Raw genomic sequence first — 14,183 nt, 5'->3', positions numbered from 1 at the left:
GGATGCCGGTCCGGGCGGAGAGCGAAGAGCAGGCGGCGACGGGGCGCGTGGGCGGGCAGCATGCCGGCGCCGGTGACCTGCTCCACCTGGTGCGCAGCGGGCGGGCCACGACGCGCGGCGCCCTGCAACAGGTCACCGGGCTCTCCCGCGCCACGGTGGGCCAGCGCCTGGACCGGCTCTTCCGCGCGGGCTGGCTGCGCGAGGGCGCGGGAGGCGACCCGGGCAAGGCGGGCTCACCGCTCGGCGGACGCCCGGCCGTCCGCCTGGAGTTCGACGACGACCACGCGGTCGTCCTCGCCGCCGACCTGGAGACCCGGCACGCCCGCACCGCCCTGCTCGGCCTCACCGGTGAGGTCATCGCCGATCACGCGGGGCCCTTGGCGATCGAGGACGGCCCCGAAGCGGTCCTCGGCGAGCTGGGCGTCCGCTTCGCCGAGCTGCTGCGCAAGGCCGACCGCGCCCCCGCTTCGGTCTGCGGCATCGGGCTCGCCGTGCCGGGCCCGGTGGACAGCGAGACGGGCCGTGTCGTCCAGCCGCCGATCATGCCGGGCTGGGACGGGTACGACATAAGAGGCCGCCTGCGCCGCGCCTTCGCCGAGCAGACGGGCGGGCCCGCCGACATCCCGGTCCTCGTCGACAACGACGCGAACCTCATGGCGTACGGCGAACAGCGCGCCACCTACCCCGGGTGCTCGGCCTTCGCTCTGGTCAAGGTCTCCACCGGCATCGGCGCGGGCGTCGTCGTCGGCGGCGAGGTCTACCGGGGCATCGACGGAGGCGCCGGGGACATCGGCCACATCCGGGTGCCGGAAGGCGCCGAGGCCCTGTGCAAGTGCGGTTCGTACGGCTGCCTGGCCGCCGTGGCCAGCGGGCGGGCCGTGGCACGCCGGCTGACGGAGGCGGGGGTCCCCGCGGCATCGGGGGCGGATGTGCGGGAGCTCCTGGCGGCGGGGAACCCCGAGGCGATGGGCTTCGCGCGCGAGGCGGGGCGGCACGTGGGCGAGGTCCTCGCCACCGTCGTGACGCTCCTGAACCCCGGAGTTCTGATGATCGCCGGAGATCTGGCCGGAACTCCGTTCCTCACCGGGGTGCGCGAACTGCTCTACCAGCGGGCCCTGCCCCGTTCCACCGCTCATCTGGAGGTCGTCACCTCGCGCCTCGGCGAGCGCGCCGCACTCTTCGGTGCGGGAACGCTCGTGGTGGAGCACCTGTACGCGCCCGAGCGGGTGGAGGAGCGGCTCGCCGCGCTCGGCGTATGACGGGCAGGTGACGGGCGTATGGCCGTCCCAACCGGAGTCCGGATGCTGACATCCGGCCGCTTCAAACGGCGTGATTCTCGCCACCCCTGATAGGGCTTGCGCTCAGATGAGCGGTTCCGGGCCGACTGCACTTCTCCAAGGGGTGGCACTCAGTGCCACTGCTCGATCATTCATGAGGTGAACTCACATCTGAGTACGAGCCGCTCATTCGAGCGAATCGCAGGGTCTACGGGGGTTGAGTCTTCAAGAGTTGAACGAATGATCGCTCGTCCAGCTACCGCCCAGTTACTTTCGATCTACTGGCGGACGGGTGGTTACAGCCGTATGACGCACAAGTGGACGTACCCAGGTGCCTTCGATCTGGGTATGTTCCTCGCCGTCAGGGCAGCCACCGAGTCCTCGAGGAGTCGAGACCCGTGTCGGAAAACAAAGATCCCCACGTAGCGCAGAGCGATGCGAGCGTCAGCGATGCGAGCGATGCGGCCGTGAAGTTCGTCTACGACTTCACCGAGGGCAACAGGGACCTCAAGGACCTTCTCGGCGGGAAGGGTGCGAACCTCGCCGAGATGACCAACCTCGGGCTGCCCGTCCCTCCGGGCTTCACGATCACCACTGAGGCCTGCAAGACCTACCTCGCCAGCGGCGAGGAGCCGGTCGAGCTGCGCGACGAGGTGAGTGCGCACCTCGACGCCCTCGAGAAGAAGATGGGCAAGAAGCTCGGTCAGGCCAACGACCCGCTGCTCGTCTCCGTCCGCTCGGGCGCCAAGTTCTCGATGCCCGGGATGATGGACACCGTCCTGAACATCGGGCTCTCCGACAAGTCGGTGACGGGCCTGGCCAAGCAGTCCGGCGACGACCGCTTCGCGTGGGACTCCTACCGCCGCCTCATCCAGATGTTCGGCAAGACCGTCCTGGACGTCGACGGCGAGCTCTTCGAGGACGCCCTGGAGGCCGCCAAGGCCGCCAAGAAGGTCACGGTCGACACCGACCTGGAGGCCGGCGACCTGAAGAAGCTGGTCACGAAGTTCAAGAAGATCGTCAAGACCGAGGCCGGGCGCGACTTCCCGCAGGACCCGCGCGAGCAGATGGACCTCGCGATCCGCTCGGTCTTCGAGTCCTGGAACACCGACCGCGCCAAGCTCTACCGCCGCCAGGAGCGCATCCCCGGCGACCTGGGCACCGCGGTCAACATCTGCTCCATGGTCTTCGGCAACCTCGGCCCCGACTCCGGAACGGGCGTCGCCTTCACCCGCGACCCGGCAAGCGGCCACCAGGGCGTGTACGGCGACTACCTGCAGAACGCGCAGGGCGAGGACGTCGTGGCGGGCATCCGCAACACCGTCCCGCTCGCGGAGCTGGAGCAGATCGACAAGAAGTCGTACGACCAGCTCATGCAGATCATGGAGACCCTTGAGACGCACTACAAGGACCTCTGTGACATCGAGTTCACCATCGAGCGCGGCCAGCTGTGGATGCTGCAGACCCGCGTCGGCAAGCGCACCGCCGGTGCCGCCTTCCGCATCGCGACGCAGCTCGTCGACCAGGGCCTGATCGACGAGGCCGAGGCGCTGCAGCGCGTCAACGGCGCCCAGCTCGCCCAGCTGATGTTCCCGCGCTTCGACGAGACGGCGAAGGTCGAGCAGCTGGGCCGCGGCATCGCCGCGTCACCCGGTGCCGCGGTCGGCAAGGCGGTCTTCGACTCGTACACGGCCATCAAGTGGTCGCGTTCCGGCGAGAAGGTCATCCTCATCCGCCGCGAGACCAACCCCGACGACCTCGACGGCATGATCGCCTGCGAGGGCATCCTCACCTCCCGCGGCGGCAAGACCTCGCACGCCGCCGTCGTCGCCCGCGGCATGGGCAAGACCTGTGTCTGCGGTGCCGAGGACCTGGAGGTCGACACCAAGCGGCGCCGCATGACGGTGGGCGGCACCGTCGTCGAGGAGGGCGACGTCGTCTCCATCGACGGCTCGACGGGCAAGGTCTACCTGGGCGAGGTGCCCGTGGTCCCCTCGCCGGTCGTCGAGTACTTCGAGGGCCGGATGCACGCGGGTGCCGACGACGCCGACGAGCTGGTCGGCGCCGTGCACCGGATCATGGCGTACGCGGACCGGGTACGCCGCCTGCGGGTCCGCGCCAACGCGGACAACGCGGAAGACGCTCTCCGCGCCCGCCGCTTCGGCGCCCAGGGCATCGGCCTGTGCCGCACCGAGCACATGTTCCTCGGCGAGCGCCGCGAGATGGTCGAGCGGCTGATCCTCGCCGACGCGGACGGCGAGCGCGAGGAGGCACTCAAGCAGCTCCTGCCGCTCCAGAAGCGCGACTTCGTGGAGCTCTTCGAGGCGATGGACGGCCTCCCGGTGACGGTGCGTCTGCTCGACCCGCCGCTGCACGAGTTCCTGCCGGACATCACGGAACTCTCCGTCCGTGTCGCCCTCGCCGAGTCCCGCAAGGACTCGAACGAGAACGACCTGCGCCTGCTCCAGGCAGTGCACCGCCTGCACGAGCAGAACCCGATGCTGGGCCTGCGCGGCGTACGCCTCGGCCTGGTCATCCCCGGCCTGTTCACCATGCAGGTACGGGCCATCGCCGAGGCCGCGGCCGAGCGCAAGAACGCCAAGGGCGACCCGCGCGCGGAGATCATGATTCCGCTCGTCGGCACGGTCCAGGAGCTGGAGATCGTCCGCGAGGAGGCCGAGCAGGTCATCGCCGAGGTCGAGGCGACGACGGGCGTGGCCCTGAAGCTGGCGCTCGGCACGATGATCGAGCTGCCGCGCGCCGCGCTCACGGCGGACCAGATCGCGGAGGCCGCCGAGTTCTTCTCCTTCGGCACGAACGACCTCACGCAGACCGTCTGGGGCTTCTCGCGGGACGACGTGGAGGCAAGCTTCTTCACGGCGTACCTGGAGAAGGGCATCTTCGGGGTCTCGCCCTTCGAGACCATCGACAAGGACGGCGTGGGCAAGCTGGTGAAGGACGCGGTCAAGGCCGGCCGCGCCACCCGCCCCGACCTGAAGCTCGGCGTCTGCGGCGAGCACGGCGGCGACCCGGAGTCCGTGCACTTCTTCCACGAGGTGGGCCTGGACTACGTCTCCTGCTCCCCGTTCCGGATCCCGGTGGCCCGCCTGGAGGCAGGCCGCGCGGCGTCCGAGTCGGCGGGCAGCGACCACCGGTAGCCGTCACGGCCACCACCTGAACTCCGGGGCCGACGCCGTGTCCCCGACCCTCACCGATGCGGGTCGGCCCCGGTTCACCAGGAAGGGGCAGTTCCCTGTGCGGGGGAGCTGCCCCTTCGGTCGCCTCCGTCTCGGACAGGCCCCTCACCTCGGGCACTGTGACCTGTTCCGGATCCTTCGTCTTGTCGTTCGGAGCCGGAGCCGGAGCCGGAGCCGGAGCCGGAGCCGGAGCCGGAGCCGGAGCCGGAGCCGGAGTCGGATTCGGAGTCGGTCAACTCGGGCTCCGGAGGCAGGTCGATCTCGTGGGCCATACGCTCGACCGGAGGCAATTGGCGCAATTTCGCTCGCCTCCCGACCCGTGGGGCGTGAGTGTTTCTGTTGGTTCCCTTGTGTCCGTGGGGAGTTGAGTGGTGTAGTCCACTGCCATGACGAACCTCTCCCGTCGCACTCTCATCGCCGCGACAGCTGTCGCGGGAGCCGCCGTCGCCCTGCCGCTGGGGGCGCCCCTCGCCCACGCGGCGCCTCGGGTCAACCCTCGCCCCACCGTCATCCCCGCCCTCCGGGAGTGGGCGGGCGGAGACGGGGCGTACCGGCTCGGCGCGGACTCACGTGTCGTCGTACCGGCAGTCGCGTCGGACGAACTCCTCCCGCTGGCACGGCAGTTGACGCGTGACCTGGCCGACGTCACCGGCCTGGAGATCGCCCCGCCCCGCACCACCCGGCGCCCGCGGGCCGCCGCGGGCGAGATCCTGCTGCGGCTCGATCCGGAGGCCCGGCACCCCCAGGGCGGTGAGCTCTTCGCCCGCGAGGGGTACGAACTCGCCGTCACGGGCGAGGCCGTGACCGTCACCGCACCTGCCTACAGCGGCGTGTACTACGGCACCCGTTCCCTCCTCCAGATCCTCCTCCACGACGAGCTGCGCTCCCGCGTCCCGGTCGGCACCGCCAAGGACTGGCCCAACTACCGACTGCGCGGCTTCATGCTGGATGTCGGGCGGCGCTTCTTCACGCCGGGGTTCGTGCGCGACTACCTGCGCATCATGGGGTGGTTCAAGCTCAACGACCTCCAGCTCCACCTCAACGACAACGAGATCACGGCGCCCGGCGGCGACTGGAGCAAGGCCTACGACGCCTTCCGGCTGCGGAGCGAGAAGAGCGAGTGGGACGGGCTCGCGGCGCCCGACGGCTCGTACTCCCGTGCCGACTGGGACTCCTTCGAGGACACCGCTGCCCTGCACGCCGTCCAGCTCACCCCCGAGATCGACGCCCCCGCGCACTCACGCTCCTTCGTACGTTTCCGGCCCTCGCTGGGGCTCGACGGCGGCAACTCCGACCACCTCGACCTCGCCGAGCCGGAGACGACGGCCTTCATGAAGGACGTCTTCGAGGAGTTCGTGCCGTGGTTCCGCAGCCCCGAAGTCCACTACGGGGCGGACGAGTACACCGGGCCCGAGGCCCAGTACCGCGGCTATTTCAACGCCATGGCCGCCCACCTGCGCACCCTCGGCAAGCAGCCGCGCGCCTGGGGGAGCCTGACCGAGATGGCGGGATCCGCCGACGGGTACGACCGCGACGTCACCATCCACAGCTGGAACAACGGCTGGTACGGCCCGCGGGCCGCCAAGGCCGACGGCTACGAGATCGTGAACACGAACGACGGCCTCCTCTATATCGTCCCGTTCGCCGACTACTACCACGGCCATGGCCTCGACGGCCGCTACCTGTACGACAGTTGGGAGCCGCACGTCTTCCCGGGCGAGGAGAGCCTGGCGCCCGGCGACCCCGCGCTGCGCGGCGCGATGTCCGCCGTGTGGAACGACCTCGTGCACGCCACGTACACCCAGCAGGACGCGCACGGCCTCGTCGAGAAGACCTACGGGACGCTCGCCCAGAAGATGTGGAGCGGCGCCGAACAGGGTTTGTCGTACAGGGAGTTCACCGCGCTGCTGCGGCGTAGCGCCCTGGGGCCGGGCCTGACGACGGTCACACCCACCCTCGCCGAGCCCGACCAGCTCGCCTTCGGCGCTCCCGCCACCGCGTCGTCCGGCGCGCACCCCTCGTACGCATCCGACGGCAACCCCGTCACCGCCTGGACCAGCGGCGTCGAACGGGGCGGTCCCTGGCTGCGGATCGACCTCGGGGAGGCGCGTGACGTGGCGCGGGTGCGGCTCGACTGGGGGCGTGAGCACGGGCGTTCGTACGACATCGAGGTGTCGGAGGACGGCGAGACGGGCTGGCGCAAGGTCGCGTCCCGTCGCGGGATGGATCAACCCGGCTGGGACGGACTGGAGTTCACTGCGGTCAGCACCCGATACGTACGGGTACGCGGCCGGGAGAAGGGGCGCGCCCGGTGGACACTGTGGTCGGCGCAGGTCTTCGACGCCCCTGATCTGGCGCGGGGGCGGAAGGCGACGGCGTCCTCCGCGGAGACCGCGTCGCTCGGTCCCGAGAACGCCGTCGACGGTGATCCGGCCACGCGGTGGGCCTCGAAGTACACCGACGCCGAATGGCTCGCCGTCGACCTGGGGGAGGCGCGCACGGTGCGGCGGGTGGTCCTCGACTGGGAGGCGGCGGCAGGACAGGACTACGACATCCAGGTCACCGAGGACGCGGCAGGTGAGGCGGGCTGGCGGACGGTCGCGGAGCGGCGGGGGCGGACGACGGCAGGCGTCGACTCCGTCGACATCGAACCCGTCACCGCGCGGCACGTACGCATGCAGGGCGTGAAGCGGCAGACGACGTACGGGTATTCGCTGTACCGCTTGGAGGTGCGTGCCTGAGATGTCGAGGCGCCCGGCCGAGTTCAGTCCTCCAGGAGTGACTTGAGGTCGGCCAGGCGATCGCGCCAGAACACCTTGTACGCCGCCACTTCCGCCGCGTCCCGCAGCTTCTCGTGGCCGACGCCCACCACCGTCTTCTCCGGGCCCTTGACCGTCAGGGTCACGGAGATGCGGCTGGTGGTGCCTTCGGCGTCCTTGAAGTCGGCGGTCACCGACTTGGCGGGGCGGTGCGTGCGGAGCGTGAGGTCCGCGTCGGGGAGCCAGCGGCGGCGTACGGCCTCGTCCGCGAAGGCCTCGGTGACCTTGGCGGGCGATGCGGCGATCGTCTTGCTGCCGCTGGTGCGCCACTCGCCCGTACTGCTCTGGCCCACCTCGCGCAGGCCCCGCTCCTGTTCGTAGCCGACGGTCACGGACTGGGCGTACCAGCCGTCGACGCCGTGGTCCTCGCGGACGTGGCGGGCGATCTCGGTGTGGTTGCGGGACATGGCGCCCCAGGCATCAAGCACCGCGAACCACTGTGGCCAGCCCTTGCCCGTCGCCTCGCGCAGGACGTCGTCCGACAGCTTCTCGGTGATCTTCTTGCCCGTCCCGCCGTTCGCCCCTGTCCCGCCGTTCGCGTCTGTCCCGCCATTCGCGCCTGTCCCGTCGTTCGCCCTCATGGCGCCGACGCTAGGACCGGCCACGTCCCGACGCAAGGCGGAACCGCAGTCGGCAGATGACCGCGTCCGTGTCCCTGCGGACGGCGTGCGCGAGGACCGAGCCGCGCTGGTTCTGGAGCAGGCGCTGCGCGTCTGCGAGGGCAGCTCCACCAGGTCGACGCCCGGATTCCACAGCTCCCAGTCGCGGCGCAGCGCCTCCGAGGCGCGCCGGTCGTCGGGTCGGGGTGGAGGTGGGGGTGCGGGCCCTGCGGGGCCTGGCGGGAGCCTTGGTTGCCGTTATCACCGGCTTCGCCGTGTTCGTCCTCAAACGCCGGACGGGCTGAAACTTCAGCACCCCGCAGGAACCCCCACCTCACCCCAGGCGAGGCCACCCGTCAGGCTGCCGCGCCCCCGTCGATCACCAGGTCCGCGCCCACCACCGACGCCGATTCGTCCGACGCGAGGTAAAGCACGGCGGCCGCGACCTCCGAGGTCTTCGAGACCCGGCCGAGCGGTGTCGCCGTCTTCATGCGCTCGGTGCGCTCGGCCTCGGTCTCGCCGGGGCGCAGCGACATGCTGGTGTCGGACGAGCCGGGGCTCACCGCGTTGATCCGCACCCCCTCTCCTATCGCCTCGGTGGCGGCGCCCCTGGTCAGTGCGGAGACGGCCGCCTTGGTGGCGCCGTAACCGATCGTGCCCGGGAGGCTGGTGTGGGGGCCGAGGTTGGAGGAGATGTTCACGATGGCCCCGCCGCCGGGCTGCGTACGCATCTGCTTCACCTCGGCCTGGAGGGCGAGCAGTACGCCGGTGACGTTGATGTCGAGCATCGTCCGCCAGTCCTCCTCGGGCAGCTCCGCGACCGGCTGTCCCGCGCGCAAGATGCCCGCGTTGTTGATGGCCACGTCCAGGGAGCCGAACCGCTCGACCGTAGCGCCGATGAGCGCCGCGAGGTCGGCGGAGCGCGAGACGTCGGCGGTGACGGCGACCGCCGTGCCACCGGCGTCCTCGATCAGCCCCACGGTCTCCTTGAGCGATCCTTCGGTGCGCCCGGCGACGACGACGTTCGCGCCCTCGGCGGCGAGGGCGAGCGCGATGGCACGGCCGAGGCCGGAGCCGCCGCCGGTGACGAGGGCCGTGCGGGCGGCGAAGCGGGCGCGCGGTGCTGAAGTCATGACAGAGCTCTTTTCTTGAACGATCGGTTCAGTATCAGGGCATGAAAAAGAAGCCAAGAGAGAGGCCAGAGAGAGGTCAGGGGGAGGGCAGGGAGAGGAATCAGGGGAGAGGAAAAGGAAGGCTCAGTCCAGCAGGCTCAGCGCCTGCTCCGTCGCGTCCCGCATTCGCGCCGCGTCCTTCGACGCCTTGCCGATCACGCGCAGCCCCTGCATCAGGGTCAGCAGCATGCGCGCGAGCGCGAGCGGATCGCGGTCTTCCGGGAGTTCGCCCTGCGCCTGTGCGCGGACGAGCGCGGAGTGCAGCAGCGTCTCCATGTGCTCCCAGTTGCGCTCGACGCAACGGGCCGCCGTATCGTCGTGCGGGCCCAGTTCGGCCGCCGTGTTGGTGATGAAACAGCCGTTCAGGCGCGCTTCGTCGGAGGATGCCTCGCCCCCGAAGCGGCGCACCACGGCGCGTACGGCGGGCAGTGCGGGGCCGGGCTGCGAGAGTTCGGCGAGCAGGCGCGGGTTCTGGGTCTCGGTGTACCGCTCCAGCGCCTTCAGGTACAGCTCGTGCTTGTTGCCGAACGTCGCGTAGATGCTGGCGCGTCCGATGCCGAGCGCCTCGACGAGGTCCGCCATCGACGTCGCCTCGTAGCCGCGCCGCCAGAACAGCTCTAGGGCCGACTGGAGCGCGGCGTCCGGATCGAATTCCTTGGTCCTGGCCACGAGGTGAGACTAGGCAATACTGGAACGACCGGTCAAGTGTCCGCGACCTGCCGACACCGTCATCAGGCGAGCCGCACCGGGTGCGTCTCCACCGTCACCGAGTCGTCGTCCAGGCACCGCCCCGTCTCCAGGTCGAACCGCTGCTTCAGGAGCGGCGAGGCGACGAACGGCCGGCCGGCCGCCGCGCCGAGCAGGCCGCGTGAGAGCACCGCCGCGCCCGTGAACGGGTCGCGGTTGTCGATCGCGTACGCGCGGCCCGCCCGGTCGATGAAGAGCGCGGCCTGGCGGCCGTCGGGAAGGAGCGCGGCGATCCCGCGCCCCGGCTGGAGGTGTGCGCGGTCGCAGACCTCGAACCAGTCGTCCTTCAGGCGGAGTTGAATGCTCATCGGGAAGCACCTTCCAGGTCGCGGGGGCGGGAGCCGATGGTGAGGAGGGGCAGGTCGGGCTTGATCTGGTCCCGCTCCGGGACGAAGCTGACCGTCGGGTCGGGGACGTCCGGCGCGTTCACGAAGGACACGAACCGGGCAAGGCGCTCCGGGTCGTTGATGGTCTCGGACCACTCGTCGCGGTAGTGCGCGACATGGTCGGCCATCAGCGCCTCAAGTTCGGCGCAGAGCCCGAGCGAGTCGTGGACGACCACATCGCGTACGTGGTCCAGGCCGCCCTCGATCCGCTCGATCCACGTCGAGGTGCGCTCAAGGCGGTCGGCGGTGCGGATGTAGAACATCAGGAACCGGTCGATGAGACGCACCAGTTCGGCGTCCGACAGGTCTTGCGCGAGCAGGTCGGCGTGGCGCGGTGTCGCGCCGCCGTTGCCGCCCACGTACAGGTTCCAGCCGCTGGAGGTGGCGATGATGCCGAAGTCCTTGGACTGCGCCTCCGCGCACTCGCGGGCGCAGCCGGAGACGGCCGACTTCAGCTTGTGCGGGGAGCGCAGGCCGCGGTAGCGCAGCTCCAGGTCGATCGCCATGCGGACCGAGTCCTGCACGCCGTAACGGCACCAGGTCTGCCCGACGCACGACTTCACCGTCCGCAGTGACTTCCCGTACGCGTGACCTGACTCGAAGCCCGCGTCCACCAACCGCGTCCAGATCAGCGGCAGTTGTTCCACCCTCGCCCCGAACATGTCGATGCGCTGGCCGCCGGTGATCTTTGTGTAGAGCCCGAAGTCCCGTGCCACCTCGCCGATCACGATCAGCTTGTCCGGGGTGATCTCGCCGCCGGGGATGCGCGGCACCACCGAATAGGAGCCGTTCTTCTGGAGGTTGGCGAGGAAGTGGTCGTTCGTGTCCTGGAGGGAGGCCTGCTCGCCTTCGAGTACGTAGCCGTCGGCGCCGATCGTCGGGGCCAGCGAGGCGATGATCGAACCGACCGTCGGCTTGCAGGTCTCGCAGCCCTCGGTGCCGCGCGCCGCCTCGCGGCCGTGGCTGTCCAGGAGCTGCCGGTAGGAGGTGATGCCCAGGGTGTGGACGATCTCGTACAGCTCCTGGCGGGTCTGGCCGAAGCAGCCGCACAGCCCCTTGTCGACCTCGACGCCCGAGGCCTCCAGCTCGTCATTGACCAGCTGGCCGAGCACCTTCACACAACTGCCGCAGCCCGTACCGGCCTTGGTGCACTTCTTGACCTCGGGCACGGTGGTGCAGCTGTGCTCGGTGACCGCGCCGCGGATCGAGCCCTTGGTGACGTTGTGGCAGGAGCAGATGACCGCGGAGTCCGGCAGCGAGGACGGGCCGATCGACACCGGGCCGCCCGCGCCCGCGGGAAGCACCAACTGCTCGGGCGAGACCGGCGGCACGCTCCCGGTCAGCGGCCGCAGCACGCCGTACGCCTCCGCGTCGCCGACCAGGACGCCGCCGAGCAGCTCGCCGCCCGCACCGATGACCAGCTTCTTGTACGTCCCCGAGCGCGAGTCGGAGTAGACGACGTCCAGGCAGTCGGGGCTCGCGCCGTGCGCGTCGCCGAAGGAGGCGACGTCCACGCCGAGCAGCTTCAGCTTGGTCGACAGGTCGGCGCCGGTGAAGCTCGACTCCTCCGTGGCGATCGAGGCGGCGACGGTCTCGGCCATCTCATAGCCGGGCGCGACGAGCCCGTACACCCGGCCGTCCGAGGCCTGCGCGCACTCGCCGATCGCGTACACGGCGGGGTCGCTGGTGCGGCACTGTTCGTCGACGGTGATACCCCCGCGCTCACCCACCGACAGGCCGCAGTCGCGGGCGAGTTGATCGCGGGGCCGGACACCGGCGGAGAACACCACGAGATCCGTCGCGAGTTCACTGCCGTCCGACAGCTTCATCCCGCTGACGGCACCCTCGGTCGCGACGATCTCCTGGGTGCCGACGCCGGTGTGGACGGTCAGACCCATGCCGGTGATGGTGCGCAGGAGGGCCGCGCCACCACCCTCGTCGACCTGCACGGGCATCAGCCGCGGCGCGAACTCCACAACATGAGTGGCGAGCCCGAGCCCGCGCAGCGCACCGGCGGCCTCAAGGCCGAGCAGCCCGCCGCCGACGACGGCGCCGGTCGTGGCGTACGTCTTCGCGTACTCCTCGATGGCGAGCAGGTCCTCGATCGTGCGGTAGACGAAACAGCCGGTGGTGTCCTTGCCGGGCACGGGCGGCACGAAGGGGAAGGAGCCGGTGGCCAGGACGAGGGTCTCGTAGCCGAAGGTCCGCCCCGACCGCGAGGTGACGACCTTCGCCTCGCGATCCACGGCCTCCGCCGGATCGCCGACGTACAGCTCGATCCCGTGCTCCCGGATGAACTCCGGGTCGGTGAGGGAGAGTTCGTCGGGCGTGCGGCCCGCGAAGTACGAGGTGAGCTGTACGCGGTCGTAGGCGGGCCGGGGCTCCTCGCACAGGACGACCACGCGGTGCGTGTCGGTCAGGCCGCGTGCGGCGAGGGCCTCGAGGAAGCGCTGGCCGACCATGCCGTGCCCGACCAGGACAATGGTGTTCTCGCGCGCGCCAGGGCGGGGGGTGGTGTCCGTGGGCATCTCAGAGGCCTCCGTCGTGGGTGAGCAGGTGGAGCAGGGGGCTGCCGTCGTCGGGCAGCGGGTCGTCGGCCTCCCAGGCGCGGGCGAGCGCGCCGACGGAGGTGAGCTCGCCGAGCAGTACGCCGCCGACGAGCCGGTCACCGCGCACGACGACCTTGCGGTACGTGCCACGGGTGGCGTCCGCGAGCTGGACGACGTCGTCGTCGGGCCGGTGCTCGGGGTCGCCGAAGGCCGCCAGATCCAGGGGAGCGGAGCCGGGGCGTCCGTTGTGCAGGGTGAGGCGGGTGAGGGCGCGAGTGCCCGCGTAGGGGCGCGCGTTCTGCGGGGAGATCAGGGCATCGGCCAGCGCGTCGGCCTGTTCGAGGGCGGGGGCGGCGAGGCAGCGGGCCTCGCCGGAGTGCTCGGCGCAGTCGCCGATGGCGCGGATGTGCGGATCGGAGGTGAGCAGTTCATCGTCGACGACGATGCCGCGCCGTACGTCGAGCCCCGCCGCCTGCGCGAGCCCCGTGCGGGGACGGACGCCGCAGGCGAGGACGGTGAGGTCGGTGCCGAGTACGTACCCGTCGGCGAGCTCCACCGACCGGACGGCACCGTCGGCCTGCCGCACGCCGCGCACGCGGCACTCAGTGTGCACCTCGACGCCGAGTTCGGTGAGGTGCCGGTGGACCAGTTCACTGGCGGCCGGGTCGAGCTGCCGCTCCATCAGCCGGTCGCCCTGCTGGGTGAGGACGACCTGGGCGCCGCGGACGGCGAGCGCGCGGGCGGCCGATACGCCGAGGAGTCCGCCGCCGATGACGACGACGCGGGTGCCTGAACTCACCGCATCGGACAGGGCGAGGCAGTCGTCCATGGTCCGGAAGGCGTGCACGCCGCGGGGCAGGTCGGCGGCGCCGGGCTCGAAGAGACCACGGAGGGGCGGGAGGACGGGATTCGATCCAGTGGCGAGGACGAGGGTGCCGTACGGGACGACGGTGCCGTCCGAGCAGTGCACGAGCCGGTCGGCGCGGTCGATGCGGACGGCGCGGGTGCGGAGGTACTCACCCGGGACGGGGGGCAGCCCGATGACTTCCGGCCCGTAGCGGCCTGCGAGGACGTCGGCGAGGAGTACGCGGTTGTACGGGGCGTGCGGTTCCTCTCCGATGAGGAGAGCGCCGGCGTTGCTGCCGCTGCCGCCGCTTGCCCCGAGCCGCTGGGCGAGCCGGACGCCGGCGAGGCCGCTGCCGATCACCACCACGCGGGAGTACGAGCTCTGGGGGCTCGGGGTCGAAGAGGTCATGTACGGCAGAGTGCGGGGGCGGTGTTACCCGGCGGCATCCTGACTGTTTCCCGGGGGGAACGCTGCGCTCAGCGGGCGTGGGCGCCTGCTGTGAGGGGGCTGGCCAGGGGCCTTGCGCGGTCAGGGGGCTGCGGCTCCCCCTGACCGCTGCCCTCGCCCCCAGCCTCCCTGCCCCCCCAGCC

Annotated in this window: 9 protein-coding genes and 1 pseudogene; 3 read left to right on the top strand and 7 right to left on the bottom strand. The window is 70.8% G+C overall.

All coding sequences use genetic code 11. The annotated features are described in order from the left end of the window. The first annotated feature begins 2 nt into the window (after window positions 1-2). From AC5P1C_RS07705 to AC5P1C_RS07695, 3 genes are all read left to right on the top strand, one after another. A complete protein-coding gene (locus AC5P1C_RS07705; RefSeq protein WP_493864986.1) occupies window positions 3-1,259 on the top strand; it encodes an ROK family protein in 1,257 nt (418 codons plus the stop codon). A gap of 416 nt (window positions 1,260-1,675) precedes the next feature. Next, window positions 1,676-4,435, top strand: a complete 2,760-nt coding sequence (gene ppdK / locus AC5P1C_RS07700; protein WP_493864890.1) for a pyruvate, phosphate dikinase — start codon at window positions 1,676-1,678, stop codon at window positions 4,433-4,435. A 425-nt stretch (window positions 4,436-4,860) separates the two neighbouring features. Continuing rightward, complete coding sequence (locus AC5P1C_RS07695) at window positions 4,861-7,215, top strand: glycoside hydrolase family 20 protein (RefSeq protein ID WP_493864889.1); 2,355 nt, start codon at window positions 4,861-4,863, stop codon at window positions 7,213-7,215. Between the two features lie 23 nt (window positions 7,216-7,238). Here the strand turns inward: AC5P1C_RS07695 and AC5P1C_RS07690 are convergent, their stop codons facing one another. From AC5P1C_RS07690 to AC5P1C_RS07660, 7 genes and pseudogenes are all read right to left on the bottom strand, one after another. After that, the gene (locus AC5P1C_RS07690) at window positions 7,239-7,874 is read right to left on the bottom strand and encodes an SRPBCC family protein (RefSeq protein WP_493864888.1); all 636 of its coding nucleotides are present in this window, start codon (window positions 7,872-7,874) and stop codon (window positions 7,239-7,241) included. Window positions 7,875-7,884: 10 nt separating this feature from the next. Beyond that, window positions 7,885-8,093, bottom strand: a pseudogene (locus AC5P1C_RS07685) (amino acid permease); the annotation flags it as partial. A gap of 155 nt (window positions 8,094-8,248) precedes the next feature. Beyond that, window positions 8,249-9,025, bottom strand: a complete 777-nt coding sequence (locus AC5P1C_RS07680; protein ID WP_493864887.1) for an SDR family NAD(P)-dependent oxidoreductase — start codon at window positions 9,023-9,025, stop codon at window positions 8,249-8,251. A gap of 123 nt (window positions 9,026-9,148) precedes the next feature. Beyond that, window positions 9,149-9,733, bottom strand: coding sequence for a TetR/AcrR family transcriptional regulator (locus AC5P1C_RS07675; RefSeq protein ID WP_493864886.1), 585 nt, complete (start codon window positions 9,731-9,733; stop codon window positions 9,149-9,151). A 62-nt stretch (window positions 9,734-9,795) separates the two neighbouring features. Beyond that, window positions 9,796-10,119, bottom strand: a complete 324-nt coding sequence (nirD, locus tag AC5P1C_RS07670) for a nitrite reductase small subunit NirD (RefSeq protein WP_493864885.1) — start codon at window positions 10,117-10,119, stop codon at window positions 9,796-9,798. Next, window positions 10,116-12,725, bottom strand: coding sequence for a nitrite reductase large subunit NirB (gene nirB / locus AC5P1C_RS07665; protein ID WP_493864884.1), 2,610 nt, complete (start codon window positions 12,723-12,725; stop codon window positions 10,116-10,118). The genes nirD and nirB overlap by 4 nt, the downstream gene beginning before the upstream one ends. 1 nt (window position 12,726) lies before the next feature. Further along, the gene (locus tag AC5P1C_RS07660) at window positions 12,727-14,001 is read right to left on the bottom strand and encodes an NAD(P)/FAD-dependent oxidoreductase (RefSeq protein WP_493864883.1); all 1,275 of its coding nucleotides are present in this window, start codon (window positions 13,999-14,001) and stop codon (window positions 12,727-12,729) included. Between the last annotated feature and the right edge of the window lie 182 nt (window positions 14,002-14,183).

The sequence above is a fragment of the Streptomyces sp. A18 genome (assembly GCF_059026065.1).
This window is presented reverse-complemented; position numbering and strand designations above follow the sequence as displayed.

What these genes read in the sequence shown, in the direction of transcription:
- AC5P1C_RS07705 (WP_493864986.1), top strand. Translation starts at nt 3, where the DNA reads ATGCCGGTCCGGGCGGAGAGCGAAGAGCAGGCGGCGACGGGGCGCGTG.
- AC5P1C_RS07695 (WP_493864889.1), top strand. Translation starts at nt 4,861, where the DNA reads ATGACGAACCTCTCCCGTCGCACTCTCATCGCCGCGACAGCTGTCGCG.
- AC5P1C_RS07690 (WP_493864888.1), bottom strand. Translation starts at nt 7,874, where the DNA reads ATGAGGGCGAACGACGGGACAGGCGCGAATGGCGGGACAGACGCGAAC.
- AC5P1C_RS07680 (WP_493864887.1), bottom strand. Translation starts at nt 9,025, where the DNA reads ATGACTTCAGCACCGCGCGCCCGCTTCGCCGCCCGCACGGCCCTCGTC.
- nirD (WP_493864885.1), bottom strand. Translation starts at nt 10,119, where the DNA reads ATGAGCATTCAACTCCGCCTGAAGGACGACTGGTTCGAGGTCTGCGAC.
- nirB (WP_493864884.1), bottom strand. Translation starts at nt 12,725, where the DNA reads ATGCCCACGGACACCACCCCCCGCCCTGGCGCGCGCGAGAACACCATT.
- AC5P1C_RS07660 (WP_493864883.1), bottom strand. Translation starts at nt 14,001, where the DNA reads ATGACCTCTTCGACCCCGAGCCCCCAGAGCTCGTACTCCCGCGTGGTG.